The sequence below is a fragment of the Kineosporia sp. NBRC 101677 genome (genome assembly GCF_030269265.1).
In the GTDB taxonomy this organism is placed as follows: Bacteria; Actinomycetota; Actinomycetes; order Actinomycetales; family Kineosporiaceae; genus Kineosporia; species Kineosporia rhizophila.
On the sequence record NZ_BSTA01000004.1, the window covers coordinates 575,648 to 593,200 of the forward strand.

Below are 17,553 nucleotides of genomic sequence, written 5' to 3' on the forward strand. Positions count from 1 at the left end.
TCCGAACCTTGACCCGGGTGCGCCGCTCGCGGGACGTGCTGCTGGCCGTGGTCCTGACCGTGGCCTCGCTGGTGCCCGGCAACGGCACGTTCGGGGTGGCGCTGGGCAACCAGGACCTGCGTGACCAGGACGCCGACCCGCTCTCGTTCTTCCTGATCCTGGCCCAGTGCCTGCCGCTCGCGCTGCGGCACCGCCGGCCCGGCCTGTGCCTGGCCCTGGTCGGTCCGGCGGTCGGCATCTACCAGTTGCTCGGCTATCAGCCCACGTCGGCCGGGCTCAGTCTGTACGTGGCGCTCTACAGTGCCGGTGCCCACCTGGCCCGACGCCGGGCCCTGGTGGCGGCTGCGGCCGTCGCGGGCTACGTGGTCGTCGCCGTGGCCATGCAGCACACCCCCTACGCCGAGCGCCCGGTCGACTCGCTCACCTTCTTCGTGGCCCTGTCACTGTTCTGGGTGGTCGGCGAGGGCCTGCGGGCGCGCGCCCGGGCCGAGGCCGAGCGCCGCGTCGCGCTGGAGAGAGAAGCGGTGGCGGCCGAACGGGCCCGGATCGCCCGCGAACTGCACGACGTGGTGACCCATCACGTCACGGCCATGGTGGTGCAGTCCGAGGCCCTGCCCTTCCTCCTGCCCGACCGGCCTGACGGCGTGCGCGACGGCCTGGCCACGATCAGCCGCACCGGCCGCTCGGCGATGACCGACCTGCGTGAACTGCTCGACGTCCTGCACGATCCGGGCACACCGCCGGGAGAGGAGGCCGACCGCACCCCGGCCCACGAACCCCTGGAAACCCTGATCGAGCGAGCCCGTTCCGCCGGCCAGACCATCGAGTTCACCCACCAGGGCGACACCGACCCCTTGCCGACCGGCCTGACCCTCGCCCTGCACCGCGTAGTTCAGGAAGCTCTGACCAACGCGCTGAAACACGCCCCCGGCTGCCCGATTTCCGTCACCCTCGCCCAGACCTCCGACGCCGTGCAGGTCGACATCGTCACTGCTGCTTCTTCGGCCAAGGCCGCCCCACGCCGTCCCTGGGCCCGATCCGGCAGGGGTATCAACGGGATGCGTGACCGGGTGACGGCCTTCGGGGGTGAGCTGACGGCTGGACCGGAACCGGACGGAAGCTTCGTGGTCCGAGCCCGGTTGCCACGCAAGCTGACTGTCTGAGCCTCCAACACCCGCCCTGACTCACTCAGCCGGTGGCTGCATGAGCCAGAACCGGCTGCCCTGGGTGTCGCGGATCGAGGCCATCCGGCCGAAGGGGCTCTCGAAGTCGCGCTGGGTGATCTGCCCGCCCGTGGACTCGACGAAGTCCAGCGCCGCGGTGATGTCGCGGATCTGAAAGTAGTTGAGCCAGTAGGGGGCGGATTCGGTGTCGCCCATCATCGGGCCCATGCCGCCCAGCGGCCATTCCTCGTCTGGGTGCGAGAAGGTCTGGTAGCTGTCGTCCGGTTCCATCTCCGGGGGGAGCGCTTCGTTGCGGAAGCCGAAAAGCTTGACGTAGAACTCCCGGGCTACGGTCGGATCCGGTGTGCGTAGGTCGTCCCAGACGAACGAGCCCGAGTCCTGGACGTGGGCCGCGCCGATCGAGTCCCCGGCCTGCCAGAGGCCGAAGGGGGCGCCGGTCGGGTCGCAGACCACGGCCCGGTGCCCGCGCGTGCCCGAGGCTCGGGGCGGCAGGAGAACCTGTCCATCGTTCGCCTGCACGGCCTCGACGGTGGCGTTCAGGTTGTCGGTGGCGAAGTAGGTCAGCCAGCCGGTCGGCCGTCCGGTCTCCTCGCTGGGGCTGCGCAGGATGTCCTCGTGGATCTCGGTGATCCCGGCCGCCTCCACCCCGTCCACCGTGGCCAGCACGAGCGAGTGGTCGGACGGGGAACGCTCGAACGACCACCCCAGCAGCGGTCCGTAGAAGGCCTTCGCCTCCTCCACGTCCTCCACCGTGAGCTCGGTCCAGCACGGTGTGCCCGCGCGCCAGCGTTCGGTACGAATTCCCACGTGCGCCTCCAGAATGCCTGGCGCCACTGCGGACGCCCCCGTGAAGCCCGCCGCGTTCCTGCCGGCGTCCGGCCGAAGCATGCGGATAGTAATCGCTGGCTCACGGTACTGCGGACCTCCGTAAGGCTCCAGGCTCGCGGGGGAGCCTGTCGTACGGTGGGAGCCGGATCGGAGGTATGCCATGGATGATCAGGACACCGACGATGAGCGTGTACGAGCCCGTCGGCGGGCCAAACGCTCCGGGGTGAGCCAGGTGGGGGAGACGCCGGCCTCCGAAGGACGCACGGTGTATCCGCGTGGCGCTGACCCCGGGCGTCAGGCCTTCGTGGAGCAACGCGAGCGGCGCCGGTTCGCCGAACGGCTGAGCGACACCGAGTTGGCTTCCCAATTGCCGGACGGCCGGGCGGAGCATCTGGTGAGGCGATTCCCTCCGCTCCAGGCTGCCGCCGGGTTGCAGCTGTACGCCGGGGATGGCCGGCAGGCGCTTCTGAGTGCGCTCTATCAAGCAGTCATGCAGCGCGCACCGGAACTCGTGCCTACCCCGCAAGATCTGGCGGAGGCGGCTGAGCTGGGCGAGGAGTCGGTGATCGATCTGCTGCTGGCCGAGGTCGACCGCGACATCAGGCTGCTGCTCGATGAACCGCCGGAACGACTTTGGGCCTTACTGGGGCTGGGGCTGGAAGGGGCGCCAGTAGCGGGGGTAAGGCAGATTCTCGACGCTTTGCTCACGATTGCCGACGACGGCCACGCACCCGGCACACGGGTCCGGATGCTCACTGGGCCAGTGGCCGGGCGCATTGCCACGGTCGTCAGCGTGGTGTGGGGTTCGTCCGGCCCACCGGTCGCCTATCGAACCAAGGACGAGGTGGCCGGCGGGGAGTTCGGTGCGGCTACGGGGGACCTGGCTGTGTTGGCCGGGCAGGAGTGCCTCGGGCGCTAAGAGCATTTCCAACAATGGACGGGTGCCGCGCCTCCGGGGGCAGCGGCGGCTCGGGTGCCGGTGGAGCTCGGTGACGCTGTGCTCGGGCGCACCGTAGGCTCGGGGCGTGTCGTCGTCCTCTTTCCTGCATCTGCCCGGTGACCTCCCCCTTGACGGGCCCGCCGCGCCGGAGAACGAGCTGAAGATCGGGCCGGCCGCGGCCACCGGAATCGGCTCCTGGCCCGGCACCGACGTCGTCGACACCATGCGCATCACCTTCGGCGAGCTCGGCGAACCGCCCGCGGTGCCCTATCTGCCGGAGCTGCCGGCCCGCGGGCCCGGGGCGGACATGATCGGCCGTGGGGCCGGGCTTCTCGTCGACCTGCCCGTCGACCTGCAGCCCTCCGGCTGGCGCCTGGTCGACCACCCCGGCCGCGACCACAACCGCATCCGGGCCTGGCTGCGTCAGGACCTGGACGTGCTCGCCGAGATCGCCGACGGCTACCAGGGGCCGCTCAAGCTGCAGGTCACCGGCCCGTGGACGCTGGCCGCGAGCCTCTGGCTGGCCCGTCTGGAGCGGGTGGTGGTCGATCCCGGCGCCTGCCGGGACCTGGTCGCCTCCCTGGCCGAGGGGGTCCGCCAGCACCTCGGAGAGGTGGCCCGGCTGGTGCCCGGCGCCCAGCTGATCCTGCAGGTCGACGAGCCGGGCGTGCAGGCGGTGCTGGCCGGCACCCTGCCCACCGCCAGCGGCTTCGGCCGGCTGCGGGCGATCGATGAGCCGATCGTCGTCGAAGGTCTGCAGACCGTGCTGGAAGCCGCGCGTTCCGCAGGGGCGGTGCGCACCGTCGTCCACAGTTGTGCGTCCAAGCCACCGGTCGACGTGCTCCTGCGCACCGGTGCCGATGCGCTGTCCCTGGACATCTCGCAGCTCGGAACGCAGCGCTGGGAGCAGATGGCCGAGGCCACCGAGAACGGCACCGCCCTGTGGGCCGGGGCCGTTCCGACCGCTGCCGACACCCGTCCCCAGGCGGTTGCCGACGCGATCTGGACGCCCTGGCGCAAGCTCGGCCTGGCTCCGAAGAGCGCAGCCGACGTGGTCGTCACCCCGACCTGTGGCCTCGCCGGGGCTTCGCCGGTGCAGGCCCGTGCTGCCCTGAAGATCGCCCGGGAGGCGGCGCGGATCCTGGCCGACCGGGCCTACGACGCATGAGGGGCAGGAACGGACATGAGTGAACCGGTCCGGTGGCAGGGCGAGGCCGATCGGCTGGCCGCGGCGGCCAATGCCGACGGCACCCCGACCCGTTGGTTCGAGGAGCTCTACCGGGCCGCCGCCGACGGCGAGGTGACCAGACCCTGGCCCCGTGAGGAGCCGCATCCGGCGCTGACCGGGTGGTTCGGGGAACATTCGGTGGACGGGTCGGCCCAGGCGGTCGTGGTCGGCTGCGGGATGGGGGCGGACGCCGAGTACCTGGCCGCGCTGGGCCTGGCCACCACGGGTTTCGACATCTCGGAGACGGCGCTGCGGCTGTGCCGGGAGCGCTACCCCGCCTCCGCCGTGACCTACCGTCAGGCCGATCTGCTGCAGCTCGCACCCGATCTGGTCGGCGCGTTCGACCTGGTGGTGGAGATCTACACCGTGCAGGCCATGTCCCGGTCGGTGCGTGAGCGCGCGGTCTCGGGGGTCTCGTCGCTGGTGGCGCCGGGCGGCACGTTGCTGGTGATCACGTTCGTGCTCGGTCACGGCGCTGACCCGCAAGAGGGACCGCCGTGGCCCCTCACCGAGGCTGAGCTGCGCTCGTTCGCGGGCGGGGATCTGCGGTTGTCGAACCTCACCGGCCACGGGCCGGAGCAGCTGGCCGAGTTCCACCGGCCGGCCTGAGCGTCCGCCGCGGCTCCTTCGTCGCGAAGAATGTCGGTGGGGCGCGGTTCAATGGGCTCGTGGCTGAAGCAGAGATGAGCGCGGCGGAGGGCCTGCCCGAGGGCGGCGTGGTCGAGGGCCAGGCCCCGGTGCCGGAAGAGGCGCGTCACCGCTGGGCCGATCTGGCCGAGCAGATCCGGGGTCACCGTTTCGCCTACTACGTGCGCGATGCGCCGACCGTCTCCGACGGCGAGTTCGACGCTCTGCTGAAGCGGCTCGAGGGGCTGGAGGCCGAGCATCCCGGCCTGCGCACGCCCGACTCGCCCACCCAGCAGGTGGGTGGCACCTGGTCCACCGACTTCGAGCCGGTCGACCACCTCGAGCGCATGCTCAGCCTCGACAACGCCTTCAGCTTCGACGAGCTGCGCGAATGGGCCGCCCGGGTCGAGCGCGACGCCGGCCCGGTCAAGTACCTGTGCGAGCTGAAGATCGACGGGCTGGCCGTGAACCTGCTCTACGAAGAGGGCCGGCTGGTGCGCGGGGCCACCCGCGGCGACGGCCGCACCGGAGAAGACGTCACCCTCAACGTGCGCACCATCCAGGGCGTCCCGCACGTGCTCACCGAGGTCGAGGGGGTGCCCTTCCCGCAGCGGGTCGAGGTGCGCGGTGAGGTGTTCTTCCCGATCGAGGCGTTCGCCGACCTGAACACCCGGCTGGTCGAGTCGGGCAAGGCGCCGTTCGCCAATCCGCGCAATGCCGCGGCCGGTTCGCTGCGCATGAAGGATCCGCGGGTCACCGCCACCCGTCCGCTGCACATGCTGGTGCACGGGCTGGGCGCCCGCACCGGGTTCGACATCACCTCGCAGTCGGGCAGTTACGAGCTGCTGAAGGCCTGGGGCCTGCCCACCTCGGGCACCTACCGGGTGGTGGGCAGCATCGACGAGGTGGTGCAGTTCGTCGAGCACTTCGGCGAGCACCGGCACGACCAGCTGCACGAGATCGACGGGGTGGTGGTGAAGGTCGACGAGGTGGCGCAGCAGCGCCGGCTCGGGGCCACCAGCCGGGCGCCGCGCTGGGCCATCGCCTTCAAGTACCCGCCGGAAGAGGTGAACACCAAGCTCCTCGACATCCGGGTCAACGTCGGGCGCACCGGCCGGGTCACCCCCTACGGCGTGATGGAACCGGTGCTGGTGGCCGGTTCCACCGTCGGGATGGCCACCCTGCACAACGCTTTCGAGGTGAAGCGCAAGGGTGTGCTCATCGGCGACACGGTGGTGCTGCGCAAGGCCGGCGACGTGATCCCCGAGATCGTCGGGCCGGTGGCGGAGGCGCGGGACGGCAGCGAGCGCGAGTTCGAGATGCCCACCCACTGCCCCGAGTGCGGCACCGAGCTGCGCTACGAGAAGGAGGGCGAGAAGGACATCCGCTGTCCCAACGCCCGCACCTGCCCGGCCCAGCTGCGCGAGCGGCTCTTCCACGTGGCCGGCCGCGGCGCCTTCGACATCGAGGCCCTGGGCTGGGAGGGCGCCATCGGCCTGCTCCAGGCCGGCGCGGTGAAGGACGAGGGCGACCTGTTCGACCTCACCCCCGAGGTCGTGCGCACGGTGCCGATCTACACCCGCAAGGACGGCGAGCTCTCGGCCAACGGCCAGAAGCTGCTCGACAACCTGAGCAAGGCCAGGAACCAGCCGCTGTGGCGGGTTCTCGTGGCCCTGTCCATCCGCCACGTCGGGCCCACCGCGGCCCGCGCCCTGGCCCAGTCGCTCGGCTCGATGGAGAAGATCCGCGACGCCACCCAGGAAGAACTGGCCGCCGTCGACGGCTGCGGCCCGGTCATCGCGGTCGCCGTCAAGGAGTGGTTCGACGTCGACTGGCACGCCGAGGTGGTGCGCCGCTGGGCCGAGGCCGGGGTACGCATGGCCGACGAGGTCGACGAGTCGGTGCCCCGCACCCTCGAGGGCGTCACCGTGGTCGTCACCGGCTCGCTCGAAGGCTTCAGCCGCGACGAGGCCAAGGAGGCCATCCTGACCCGCGGCGGCAAGGCCTCGGGCAGCGTCTCGAAGAAGACCAGCTTCGTGGTCGCCGGCGAGGCCGCGGGCAGCAAGTACGACAAGGCCATCCAGCTCGGCGTCCCCGTCCTCGACGAGGCCGGCTTCCGCCTCCTCCTCGACCAGGGCCCCGGCGCGGTGACCCCCGCAGCCGACGAGGAGGCCGCTGCAGAAGAGAAATAGCTGAAGCTCTGCAACGGGTCAGGGGAGAAGCACGTCCCTTGCCCGTGAGCATGTCGCCGCAGGTGGGTAGCCCGTCCGAAGCGCAGGTCCCGTGGCTCGTCCGGGTCGTCGCCGTGGTGTTCGTCCTGCCCTTCCGCCTGGCCTGGGAACTGCTGAAGGTGCTGGGGCGGGCGGTCGTGGCCTACGTGTTCCGTCCGCTGGGGTGGCTCCTGCACCGGCTGGTCGTGGTTCCGCTGGAGTACCTCTGGCGCAACCTCGTGGCCCGGCCCTTCGGCTACCTCTGGCGGCACCTGCTCCGGCCGGCCCTTGAGTTCCTCGGGTACTACCTGGTCGTGGTGCCCCTGCGCTTCGCCTGGCACCACGTGCTCCGCCCGCTCTGGCACTACCTGGTCGAGATCCCGCTCGTCTTCCTCTGGCGGCGCTGCCTGGTGCCGCTGGCCGAGCTGCTCTGGCGTCCGGTGCTCTGGGTGCTGACCCAGCTCTACCGCTACCTGCTGCGCCCGGGCTGGCTAGGCGCCGGATGGCTGCTCCACCAGGTCTACCGCTTCACGCTGCGGCCGATCGGCCTGGCCCTGGGCTGGGTCTGGCGGCACACGGTGGTCCCGGTCGGGCGCGCTGTGCAGGGCTGCTGGCGCTGGCTGCGGCAGGCGGTGCTCACCCCTGCCGCTGATCTGGTGCGGGCCATGTTCCGCGGCTGAACGAGGTGTACACCGGGTACCACGTGTACACCTCGTCGCCGGGCTGAGCGCCGGCCGCCATCGGGGATGCGGGGCCAAAGCGTCATCAGTGCGCCCAAAGGTCTTCTGCCGGTCCGCCGATCATGATGGGATTCGGCGATGGACGCTGACGTCATCGTGGTCGGGGCCGGTCTGTCCGGGCTGGTCGCCACCGCCGAGCTCGCGGATGCCGGAAAACGGGTGCTCCTGCTGGACCAGGAGGGTGAGCAGAACCTCGGTGGGCAGGCGTTCTGGTCGTTCGGCGGGCTGTTCCTGGTCGACTCGCCCGAGCAGCGCCGGATGCGGATCCGCGACTCGCACGAGCTGGCCTGGCAGGACTGGCAGGACACGGCCGGTTTCGACCGCGACGAGGACCTCTGGCCGCGGCGCTGGGCCGAGGCCTACGTCGACTTCGCGGCGGGCGAGAAGCGGTCCTGGCTCTCCGGGCTCGGGCTGAAGTGGTTCCCGCTGGTCGGCTGGGCCGAGCGGGGCGAGGGGCGGGTCGGCGGGATCGGGAACACCGTGCCCCGCTTCCACATCACCTGGGGCACCGGGCCCGGGGTGGTCGAGCCGTTCGAGCGCCGGGTCCGCGAAGCGGTGGCCAAGGGCCTGGTCACGCTGGCCTTCGGGCACCGGGTGGATGCCCTCGTCACCGAGGGCGCAGCCGTCACCGGGGTGCGGGGCTCGCTGCTGTCGCCCGATCAGCGCCCGCGCGGGGTGGGCGGTAACCGCCGCGAGGTAGGCGAGTTCAGCTACACGGCGCAGGCCGTGATCGTCACGTCCGGCGGTATCGGCGGCAACCACGAGCTGGTCCGCGCGGCCTGGCCGCAGAGCCTCGGCACCGCGCCCGAGCACCTGGTCACCGGGGTCCCGGCCTACGTCGACGGCCGCATGCTGCAGATCACCCAGAAGGCCGGCGGCACGGTGATCAACCCCGACCGGATGTGGCACTACACCGAGGGCCTGCACAACTGGGACGCGATCTGGCCCGACCACGGCATCCGCATCCTGCCCGGGCCGTCCTCGCTCTGGGTGGACGCCCGGGGCCGGCGGCTGCCCGCCCGTCTCTACCCCGGCGCCGACACCCTGGGCACGCTCCAGTACCTGCGCACCACCGGCCACGACCACAGCTGGTTCGTCCTCTCGCACAAGATCGTCGAGAAGGAGTTCACCCTCAGCGGGTCCGAGCAGAACCCCGACCTGACCGAGAAGTCGCTGCCGAAGCTGCTCGGCCGGGTCAGGCCCGGCCCGGCCCGGCCGGTGCGTGCCTTCCTCGACAACGGGGTCGACTTCGTCACCGGTGACGACCTGCCCGCGCTGGTCCAGGCGATGAACGCGACCACCGCCGAACCTCTGCTCGACCTGGCCACGCTCGAGGCGTCGGTGCTGGAACGGGACCGGCAGATCGTCGACCCCTCCTCGGTGGACGAGCAGATCCTGGCCATCCGTGACCTGCGCAGCTACCGGGGTTACCGCCTGCTGCGCACCGCCGGGGAGCAGCGCCTGCTCGACCCCCGCTCAGGCCCGCTGATCGCCGTGCGGCTGAACGTGCTCACCCGCAAGACCCTGGGCGGGCTGCAGACCGACCTGGACTCCCGGGTGCTCGGGGCGGACGGGGAACCGGTGCCCGGGCTCTACGCCGCGGGGGAGGTCGCCGGGTTCGGCGGGGGAGGGGTGCACGGCTACCGGGCGCTCGAGGGCACCTTCCTGGGCGGTTGCCTGTTCAGCGGGAGGACGGCCGGCCGGGCGGCCGCCCAGGCGGTGTGAGCCTGCTGACCTTGGTACCTGCTGTGTAACCAGGGCGTTCCCTGGGTGAGGCAGGATGTGGCGCATGGCCGTCAGTCTGCGTCCAGGGCCTCCCCTGCGTTTCGTCACCCCGTCGATGACCCCCTCGCTCCGTCGCTTCATCCACAACGAGGCCAGCAGCGCCGCCGTGCTGCTGGCGGCCAGTGTGGTGGCGCTGATCTGGGTGAACTCCCCCTGGGGAGAGAGCTACCACCACCTGTGGGAGCTCCCGGTGCGGATCGCCTTCGGCGACGCCGTGTTCGAGATGGACCTGCACCACTTCGTCAACGACGCCGCGATGGCCGTGTTCTTCATGGTGATCGGGCTGGAGGTGGCCCGCGAGACCACCGCCGGGGAGCTCAGCGACCGGCGGATCATGAGCGTCCCGGCGATCGGGGCGATCGGTGGTCTGGGCATCCCGATCGCGATCTACCTGATCATCAACGTGCTGTTCGGCGACGGCGGCGAGGCGATGAACGGCTGGGGCATCGTGATGTCCACCGACACCGCGTTCGTGCTCGGCGTGCTGGCCCTGTTCGGCCCGCACTGCCCCGACCGGCTGCGGATGTTCCTGCTGGCCCTGGCCGTGGTGGACGACATCGGCGCGATCGCGGTGATGGCGATCTTCTACTCCGACGACATCCAGATCGTGCCGCTGTTCGTGATGGCCGGCATCGTGGTGCTGTTCGGCGTGCTGCGCTGGGTCGGCTACTGGAAGCTCACGCCCTACGTGATCCTCACCCTCGCCCTGTGGTTCGCCGCCTATGCCTGCGGGGTGCACCCCACACTGGCCGGGGTCGTGGCCGGTCTGCTGATCCCCGCCTCCACCCCGGAGAACCGCAGCCGCGAGCTGGTGATCTTCGGCCGGGCGCTGATCGAGAACCCCTCGGCCGACGGCGTGCGGCTGGCGAACCTGGCCGCCAACAGCACGGTCTCGGCGAACGAGCGGCTGCAGACCTGGCTGCACCCGTGGTCGGCGTTCGCCGTCATCCCCGCCTTCGGACTGGCCAACGCCGGGGTCGAGCTCAGCTCGGAGACCCTCGAGACCGCGCTGACCTCACCGGTCACGATCGGCGTGATGGTGTCGCTCATTCTCGGCAACGGCCTCGGCATCACCATGTTCGCGGTCGGTGCGCTGCGCTCGGGGGTGGGCATGCTGCCGGGCGGGGTGCGCTACGGCCACCTGGTCGGTGCCGCCCTGCTGGCCGGGATCGGGTTCACCATCTCGCTGTTCATCACCGACCTGGCCTTCGACGACGAGTCGCTGCAGGACCAGGCCAAGATCGGGATCCTGGCCGGCTCGATGCTGGCGGCGGTGATCGGGGTCTGGGTGCTGCGGGTGATGGGCGAGCGGATGCCGCTCTGCTCACCCTCCGGTGACACGGCGCCGCCGGAGCTACCCCCGCTGCCCTGGACGGCGCCGGCCTACCCCCGCACGTTCGGGCGGTAGAAAGCACCGCACCCGACCCGACCACAACCAAATGGTGGACGTCCGACAGCAGTCGCGTCGGACGTCCACCATTGGGTTTTCAGCTGAGTCCGAAGAACCGGCGACGAGGCTGGGCCGCGGGACTGCCGTTGGTGGCCCGGCGGATCGATGGGACGTCGACCACACCGGAGTACGGCGTTCCGTTGATGAACAGCGTGGGGGTGCCGGAGACACCGCTGGCCACGCCCGCCGCGTAGTCGGCCTGCACCAGGGGTGCGAACTCCTGCGCCTTCTCGCCGGCCGCCCGTTCCGGATCCGCGCCGACGTACTCCGCGTACAGCCGTAGGTCGCGGTCGGTCAGCCGGGTCTGGTTCTTGAACAGCTTGTGGTGCATCTTCCAGAACACCTCCGACCCGGCGCTGGCCTCGGCCGACTCGGCGGCCAGGGCGGCGGTCAGGGCGAAGGGGTGCATCTCGAAGAGCGGGAAGTTCTGGAAGACCAGGCGCACCCGGCCCTCGGAGGAATCGACGACCTCGTGCAGCACCGGAGCGGCCCCGGCGCAGTAGGGGCACTCGTAGTCACCGAACTCGACGATGCAGATCTCGGCCTCGGGGTTGCCGAACACGTGCCGGGCGGCGGCCAGGACGGTGTCCCCGTCGGGCAGGCCGGGGTCGGCGTCGGCCGGGTCGACCTCCCGTACGGCGACCGCGTTGAACGGGGGCAGGGCGGGCGTGCCCTCGTCGGTGTTCGTGGGCTCGACGTCCTGGGACAAGGGTGGGACCTCCGGATCGGGCGGTTCAGGTTACGGACATGAAACGGCTGGGGCCGCTCAGGGGCAGGTCCGGGAGTCATGCGCGTGGGGCGGGTGATCGTGACCGTAGACTGCCATCGCATTTAGCAGAGCAAGCACCACCACCGAACGCAAGGGAGCCCCTCCTCATGCCCGCGATCTCTCGCGATGAGGTGGCCCACCTCGCCGGACTCGCCCGGATCGAGATGAACGACGAGGAGCTGGACCGGATGGCCGGCCAGCTCGACGTGATTCTCGGCGCCGTGGCCCAGGTCCGCGAGGTGGCCGGGGACGACGTGCCCGCCACGTCGCACCCGATGCCACTCGTCAACGTGACCCGCCCGGACGAGCCGCGCCCCGGCCTGTCCGCGGAGCAGGCACTCGCGGGAGCCCCGGCCCAGCAGGAGCAGCGTTTCCGCGTTCCCCGCATCCTTGAGGAGGACTGATGAGCGAGCTGATCCGCCGCACCGCGGCCGAGCTCTCGGGCCTGCTCTCGTCCGGCGAGGTCTCCGCCGTCGAGGTCACCCAGGCCCACCTGGACCGGATCGCCGCCGTCGACGGGGACGTGCACGCGTTCCTGCACGTGGCCGGTGAGCAGGCGCTGGCCGACGCGGCCGCCGTCGACGCCGCCCGGGCCGCCGGCGAGCAGCTCGGCGCCCTGGCCGGGGTGCCGATCGCGGTCAAGGACGTGATGGCCACGAAGGGCCTGCCCACCACGGCCGGCTCGAAGATGCTCGAGGGCTGGGTCCCGCCCTACGACGCCACGGTGGTCCGCCGGCTCCGCGAGGCCCGGCTGGTCACCCTGGGCAAGACCAACATGGACGAGTTCGCGATGGGCTCCTCCACCGAGCACTCGGCCTACGGCCCGACCCGCAACCCGTGGGACCTGGACCGCATCCCGGGTGGTTCCGGCGGTGGCTCCTCGGCCGCGCTGGCCGCCTTCGAGGCGCCCCTGGCCACCGGCACCGACACCGGTGGCTCGATCCGCCAGCCGGCCAGTGTCACCGGCACGGTCGGCGTGAAGCCGACCTACGGCGCGGTCTCCCGCTACGGCCTGATCGCCCTGGCCAGCAGCCTCGACCAGGCCGGCCCGTGCGCCCGCACGGTGCTCGACACGGCCCTGCTGCACGAGGTGATGGCCGGGCACGACCCGCTCGACTCGACCAGCCTGACCGGGCCCTACCCGGACGTCGTGGCGGCTGCTCGCGAGGGCGCGCAGAACGGCATCGCCGGGATGAAGATCGGCGTGATCCGCGAGCTGCACGGCGGTGAGGGCGGCTACCAGGCCGGCGTGATGGCCCGCTTCGACGAGTCGCTGGCCCTGCTGACCAAGGCCGGCGCCGAGATCGTGGAGGTGTCCTGCCCGAGCTTCACCGCCGCGCTGGCCGCCTACTACCTGATCCTGCCGAGCGAGGCCAGCAGCAACCTGGCCAAGTTCGACGCCATGCGGTACGGCCTGCGGGTCGCCCCCGCCGGCGTGGACGCGCCCAGCGCCGAGCAGGTGATGGCCGCCACCCGCGCCGCCGGCTTCGGCGACGAGGTCAAGCGCCGGATCATCCTGGGCACCTACGCCCTCTCGTCCGGCTACTACGACGCCTACTACGGCTCGGCCCAGAAGGTGCGCACGCTGATCCAGCGCGACTTCGCCGCCGCCTTCGGCCAGGCCGACGTGCTGGTCAGCCCGACCAGCCCGACCACCGCGTTCAAGCTGGGCGCCAAGCTCGACGACCCGCTGTCGATGTACCTGCAGGACGTGGCCACCATCCCGGCCAACCTGGCCGGGGTCCCCGGCATGTCGCTGCCCTCCGGCCTGGCCGACGAGGACGGGCTGCCGGCCGGTATCCAGCTGCTGGCCCCGGCCCAGGCCGACGACCGGCTCTACCGGGTCGGCGCCGCGCTGGAAGCCCTGCTGGTGGAGAGCTGGGGCGGCCCGATCCTCGCCAAGAAGGAGGCGACGAAGTGACCTCGCTCAGCCAGTTCGCCGAGGTGCTCGACTACGACGAGGCCCTCGAGAGGTTCGACCCGGTGCTCGGCCTCGAGGTGCACGTCGAGCTGAACACCGCCACCAAGATGTTCTGCGGCTGCCGCACCGAGTTCGGCGCCGAGCCGAACACCCAGGTGTGCCCGGTCTGCCTGGGCCTGCCCGGCGCGCTGCCGGTGCTGAACCAGACCGGCCTGGAGTCGGCGATCCGGATCGGCCTGGCGCTGAACTGCTCGATCGCCGAGTGGTGCCGGTTCGCCCGGAAGAACTACTTCTACCCGGACATGCCGAAGAACTTCCAGACCTCGCAGTACGACGAGCCGATCGCCTTCAACGGCTACCTGGACGTCGAGCTGGAGGACGGCGAGACCTTCCGGGTCGAGATCGAGCGCGCCCACATGGAGGAGGACACCGGTAAGTCGCTGCACGTCGGCGGCGCCACCGGCCGCATCCAGGGCGCGGAGTACTCGCTGGTCGACTACAACCGGGCCGGCATCCCGCTGATCGAGATCGTCACCAAGCCGATCACCGGGGCCGGCTCCCGGGCCCCCGAGGTGGCCAAGGCCTACGTGTCCGCGCTGCGCGAGCTGCTGCGGGCGCTGAAGGTCAGCGACGTGAAGATGGAGCAGGGCTCGATGCGCTGCGACGTCAACGCCTCGCTGCGGCCACGCTCGGAGAAGCCGCAGGACCAGGACGCGGTGAAGTTCGGTACCCGGACCGAGACCAAGAACGTCAACTCGCTGCGCAGCGTGGAGCGCTCGGTCAAGTACGAGATCTCCCGTCAGGCGGCCGTGCTGGTCGACGGCGGCAGCATCCTGCAGGAGACCCGGCACTGGCACGAGGACACCGGGATCACCACCTCCGGCCGGCCCAAGTCCGACGCCGACGACTACCGCTACTTCCCCGAGCCCGACCTGGTGCCGATCGCGCCCTCGGCCGAGTGGGTCGAGGAACTGCGCGGCACCCTGCCCGAGCCGCCGGCCGAGCGCCGGCGCCGGCTGCAGGGCGAGTGGGGCTTCTCCGACAAGGAGATGCGCGACCTCTACAACGCCGGCGCGGTCGAGCTGGTCGAGGCCACGGTCGCGGCCGGCGCCTCGTCGGCGGCGGCCCGCAAGTGGTGGACGGGTGAGCTGGCCCGGCTGGCCAACCAGCAGGAGAAGCCGCTGGCCGAGATGCCGGTGACGCCGGCCCAGATCGCCCAGCTGCAGTCGCTGGTCGACGCGGGCAAGCTCACCGACACCCTGGCCCGGCAGGCGCTCGAGGGCGTGCTGGCCGGCGAGGGCGACCCGGAGCAGGTCGTGCAGGCCCGCGGTCTGGTCGTGGTGTCCGACGACGGCGCGCTCGGCGAGGCCGTCGACCGGGCGATCGAGGCCAACCCGGGGATCGCCGACAAGATCCGGGCCGGCAAGGTCCAGGCGGCCGGGGCCCTGATCGGTGCCGTGATGAAGGAGATGCGGGGGAAGGCCGACGCGGCCCGGGTCCGCGAGCTCGTGATCGAGCGGCTCGCCCCGGCCGAGGACGCCTGAGTGCCCGAACCGTGTTACGCGACGCGGTGACGCCCGCTTCCGGGCGGGCGTCCGGGGACATCGCCCTGCGGGCGGCGGCGGTCTTCGCCGTCGCCTGCGTGGTGGCCCTGACGCTGGCCGGGCCGGGCCACGGGCCGCAGGCCCGGGAGCTGGCCACCGGGCTGACCGGTGCGGTGGCCCTGGCCTGCGGTGCCGTCCTGGCCTGGCGGGGCACCACCGACGGCCCGGCGCGCTACCGCCAGGTCCTCGGTGCCTCGCTGGTGTTCTGGGGGATCGGTCAGGTCGTGAACGGCCTGACCGACCAGGTGTTCCCGGCGGCCGGCGACGGCATCGCGCTCGTTGCCGCGCCGCTGGCCGTGTGGGGCCTGCTGCTGGTGCCGCGCCGCACCCCGGGCCGCCGGGCGGCCTGGCGTCTGGGGCTGGACTCCGTCCTGCTCGGTGTCACCGTGGCCCTGCCGGTCTGGCACTTCGCCTTCGCCCGGGCCCTGAGCGACCGGCCGCTCGAGGCCGACGTGGTGATGGCCGTGCTGGTGCTGATCGCCGACCTGACCGTGATCTGCTTCGCCGTGCTGGCCTACGTCCGCGACCTCGACCGCAACCTGCTCCTCGCCGCGGTCGGCGCCGGCCTGTACGTGGTCGGCGACCTGGTCTCCCTGCGGGCGGCGCTGACCATCGGCGAGACCTGGCCCTGGTGGGCCGCCCTGCTCTGGTGCCTGGCCTGGCCGGTGATCGCCTACGGTCTGCTGAACCACCAGGCGGGCCCGGCCGACGACCGGTCCGCGCCGGTCGACCCGGAGGCCCGCGGCGTGGTGGTCACCACCACCGCCAGCCTGGTGCTGCTGATGGTCTCGCTGGCCGCGCTGCTGGTCGCCGACGACACCGACAAGGTGGCGCTGGTCCTGGTGATGATCGCGGTGATCGTGTTCGGCGGCCGCGAGCTGCTGAACACCCGCATCCGCGCGGCCCTGCTGCAGCGGCTGAACGAGGAGGCCACCGCCGACCCGCTGACCGGCCTGGCCAACCGCCGCGTCCTGCAGGCGCAGATGGCCCGGCTGCAGCACGGCGAGCCGTGGTGCCTGCTCACCGTCGACCTCGACGGCTTCAAGGACGTGAACGACCTGCTCGGCCACGCCACCGGCGACAAGCTGCTGGCCGCGGTGGCCCACCGCCTGGCCGCCGCGGTGCCCCCGGGCGCCCTGGTCAGCCGGATCGGGGGCGACGAGTTCGCCGTGCTCCTGCCGGGCAGCCTGGAGATCGGCACCCAGGTCGGCCAGACCGTGGTCACCGCCGTGCGGCAGTCCGCCGCCGACGTGGACGGGGTCAACCGGGTGGAGGTCTCGGCCAGCATCGGCGTGGCCGCCGTCGACGCCCGGGCCACCCTGGCCGACCTGGACAGCCGGTCCGCCCCCGAGGACGACTTCGCCAGGCCCACCGTGGTGGACCCGCTGGGCGCCCTGTCCGCCTCCGGCGCAGCGCTCCGCGTGGCCAAGGCCACCGGCCGGAACCGGGTCGAGGTCTACGACGCCACGGTCGCGCAGATCCGCCAGCGCCGGCTGCGGGTGGAGGAGAGGCTGCGCACCGCGGTCGAGGACGGCGCGATCACCGTGCAGTTCCAGCCGATCGTCGACCTGCGCCGGGGCGTGGTGACCGGCGCCGAGGCCCTGGCCCGGTGGACCGACCCGCAGCTGGGCCGGGTCGGCCCGGACGAGTTCATCACCGTGGCGGAGCAGACCGGCCTGGTGGTCGACATCGGTGAGCAGATCCTCGAGGCCACGCTGAGCAGCGCCGTGAAGGAGGGGCTGTTCGACCGCGGCCTGCGGATCAACTGCAACGTCAGCCCGGTCCAGCTGCGGGTGCCCGGGTTCCACCAGGTGGTGCAGGAGGCGCTGACCGCCCACGGCGCCCCCCGCGAGCAGTTCGTCATCGAGGTGACCGAGCAGGTGCTGGTCGAGGAGGGACAGGCCGCCCAGACCCTGCACCGCCTCGCCGCCCTGGGCCTGACCATCGCGATCGACGACTTCGGCACCGGCTACTCGGCCCTCGGCTACCTGCAGCGCCTGCCCGCCGACATCCTGAAGATCGACCGCGCCCTGACCAGCAGCCTGGTCTCCGAGCCACGCTCGCGGGCGATCACCCGGGCGGTGCTCGACCTGAGCCGCACGGTCGGGGTGAGCGTGGTGGTCGAGGGCGTGGAGACCAGCCAGGTGGACGACCTGGTGCGCCGGATGGGCGTGGGGTTCGGCCAGGGCCTGCACTACGGGCACGCGATGAGTGCAGGCGACCTGGCCGCGATGGCCGACCGGCTGGGCCGCTCCGGCCCCTGAGAC

General features: G+C 71.8%; 14 protein-coding genes. 12 read left to right on the top strand and 2 right to left on the bottom strand.

All coding sequences use genetic code 11. From position 1 onward, the window contains the following. Positions 1 to 17: 17 nt before the first annotated feature. A complete protein-coding gene (locus QSK18_RS15355) occupies positions 18 to 1,163 on the top strand; it encodes a sensor histidine kinase (protein WP_232811671.1) in 1,146 nt (381 codons plus the stop codon). A gap of 21 nt (positions 1,164 to 1,184) precedes the next feature. Here QSK18_RS15355 and QSK18_RS15360 read toward each other — a convergent pair whose 3' ends face one another. After that, positions 1,185 to 1,991, bottom strand: a complete 807-nt coding sequence (locus QSK18_RS15360) for a VOC family protein (RefSeq protein WP_232811670.1) — start codon at positions 1,989 to 1,991, stop codon at positions 1,185 to 1,187. 325 nt (positions 1,992 to 2,316) lie between these two features. Here QSK18_RS15360 and QSK18_RS15365 point away from each other — a divergent pair, with 325 nt between their 5' ends. From QSK18_RS15365 to nhaA, 7 genes are all read left to right on the top strand, one after another. Continuing rightward, positions 2,317 to 2,931 carry a hypothetical protein gene (locus QSK18_RS15365; protein ID WP_285619790.1) on the top strand — a complete coding sequence of 205 codons (615 nt, stop codon included), beginning with the start codon at positions 2,317 to 2,319 and terminating at the stop codon, positions 2,929 to 2,931. 244 nt (positions 2,932 to 3,175) lie between these two features. Continuing rightward, on the top strand, positions 3,176 to 4,120 hold the full coding sequence (locus tag QSK18_RS15370) for a uroporphyrinogen decarboxylase/cobalamine-independent methonine synthase family protein (RefSeq protein ID WP_502894198.1): 945 nt from the start codon (positions 3,176 to 3,178) through the stop codon (positions 4,118 to 4,120). Between the two features lie 15 nt (positions 4,121 to 4,135). Continuing rightward, the gene (locus QSK18_RS15375; RefSeq protein ID WP_285619794.1) at positions 4,136 to 4,789 is read left to right on the top strand and encodes a class I SAM-dependent methyltransferase; all 654 of its coding nucleotides are present in this window, start codon (positions 4,136 to 4,138) and stop codon (positions 4,787 to 4,789) included. A 74-nt stretch (positions 4,790 to 4,863) separates the two neighbouring features. Beyond that, positions 4,864 to 6,999, top strand: coding sequence for an NAD-dependent DNA ligase LigA (gene ligA, locus QSK18_RS15380; protein ID WP_269810313.1), 2,136 nt, complete (start codon positions 4,864 to 4,866; stop codon positions 6,997 to 6,999). 44 nt (positions 7,000 to 7,043) lie between these two features. Beyond that, positions 7,044 to 7,697 (top strand): hypothetical protein, encoded by a 654-nt coding sequence (locus QSK18_RS15385; RefSeq protein ID WP_285619796.1) that lies wholly within the window; start codon positions 7,044 to 7,046, stop codon positions 7,695 to 7,697. Between the two features lie 138 nt (positions 7,698 to 7,835). Continuing rightward, entirely contained in the window at positions 7,836 to 9,482 is a 1,647-nt protein-coding gene (locus QSK18_RS15390; RefSeq protein WP_285619799.1) for an FAD-binding dehydrogenase, read from the top strand. Between the two features lie 64 nt (positions 9,483 to 9,546). Further along, on the top strand, positions 9,547 to 10,950 hold the full coding sequence (gene nhaA, locus QSK18_RS15395; RefSeq protein ID WP_285619800.1) for a Na+/H+ antiporter NhaA: 1,404 nt from the start codon (positions 9,547 to 9,549) through the stop codon (positions 10,948 to 10,950). Positions 10,951 to 11,029: 79 nt separating this feature from the next. On the opposite strand, the gene QSK18_RS15400 is transcribed toward nhaA, so the two are convergent. Then, a complete protein-coding gene (locus QSK18_RS15400) occupies positions 11,030 to 11,701 on the bottom strand; it encodes a DsbA family protein (protein ID WP_232811662.1) in 672 nt (223 codons plus the stop codon). A gap of 167 nt (positions 11,702 to 11,868) precedes the next feature. On the opposite strand from QSK18_RS15400, the gene gatC reads away from it, so the two are divergent. From gatC to QSK18_RS15420, 4 genes are read left to right on the top strand one after another with little or no spacing between them, the layout of a single operon-like run. Next, positions 11,869 to 12,165, top strand: a complete 297-nt coding sequence (gene gatC / locus QSK18_RS15405; RefSeq protein WP_232811661.1) for an Asp-tRNA(Asn)/Glu-tRNA(Gln) amidotransferase subunit GatC — start codon at positions 11,869 to 11,871, stop codon at positions 12,163 to 12,165. Continuing rightward, a complete protein-coding gene (gatA, locus tag QSK18_RS15410; RefSeq protein WP_232811660.1) occupies positions 12,165 to 13,682 on the top strand; it encodes an Asp-tRNA(Asn)/Glu-tRNA(Gln) amidotransferase subunit GatA in 1,518 nt (505 codons plus the stop codon). The genes gatC and gatA overlap by 1 nt, the downstream gene beginning before the upstream one ends. Then, on the top strand, positions 13,679 to 15,226 hold the full coding sequence (gene gatB, locus QSK18_RS15415) for an Asp-tRNA(Asn)/Glu-tRNA(Gln) amidotransferase subunit GatB (protein WP_232811659.1): 1,548 nt from the start codon (positions 13,679 to 13,681) through the stop codon (positions 15,224 to 15,226). The genes gatA and gatB overlap by 4 nt, the downstream gene beginning before the upstream one ends. A 26-nt stretch (positions 15,227 to 15,252) precedes the next feature. Next, complete coding sequence (locus QSK18_RS15420) at positions 15,253 to 17,550, top strand: putative bifunctional diguanylate cyclase/phosphodiesterase (protein WP_232811658.1); 2,298 nt, start codon at positions 15,253 to 15,255, stop codon at positions 17,548 to 17,550. Positions 17,551 to 17,553: the final 3 nt, after the last annotated feature.

Bases quoted from the DNA above. Each gene is read 5' to 3' on its own strand.
- QSK18_RS15390 (WP_285619799.1), top strand. From the start codon at position 7,836: ATGGACGCTGACGTCATCGTGGTCGGGGCCGGTCTGTCCGGGCTGGTC.
- QSK18_RS15375 (WP_285619794.1), top strand. From the start codon at position 4,136: ATGAGTGAACCGGTCCGGTGGCAGGGCGAGGCCGATCGGCTGGCCGCG.
- gatC (WP_232811661.1), top strand. From the start codon at position 11,869: ATGCCCGCGATCTCTCGCGATGAGGTGGCCCACCTCGCCGGACTCGCC.
- ligA (WP_269810313.1), top strand. From the start codon at position 4,864: ATGAGCGCGGCGGAGGGCCTGCCCGAGGGCGGCGTGGTCGAGGGCCAG.
- nhaA (WP_285619800.1), top strand. From the start codon at position 9,547: ATGGCCGTCAGTCTGCGTCCAGGGCCTCCCCTGCGTTTCGTCACCCCG.
- gatA (WP_232811660.1), top strand. From the start codon at position 12,165: ATGAGCGAGCTGATCCGCCGCACCGCGGCCGAGCTCTCGGGCCTGCTC.
- QSK18_RS15370 (WP_502894198.1), top strand. From the start codon at position 3,176: ATGCGCATCACCTTCGGCGAGCTCGGCGAACCGCCCGCGGTGCCCTAT.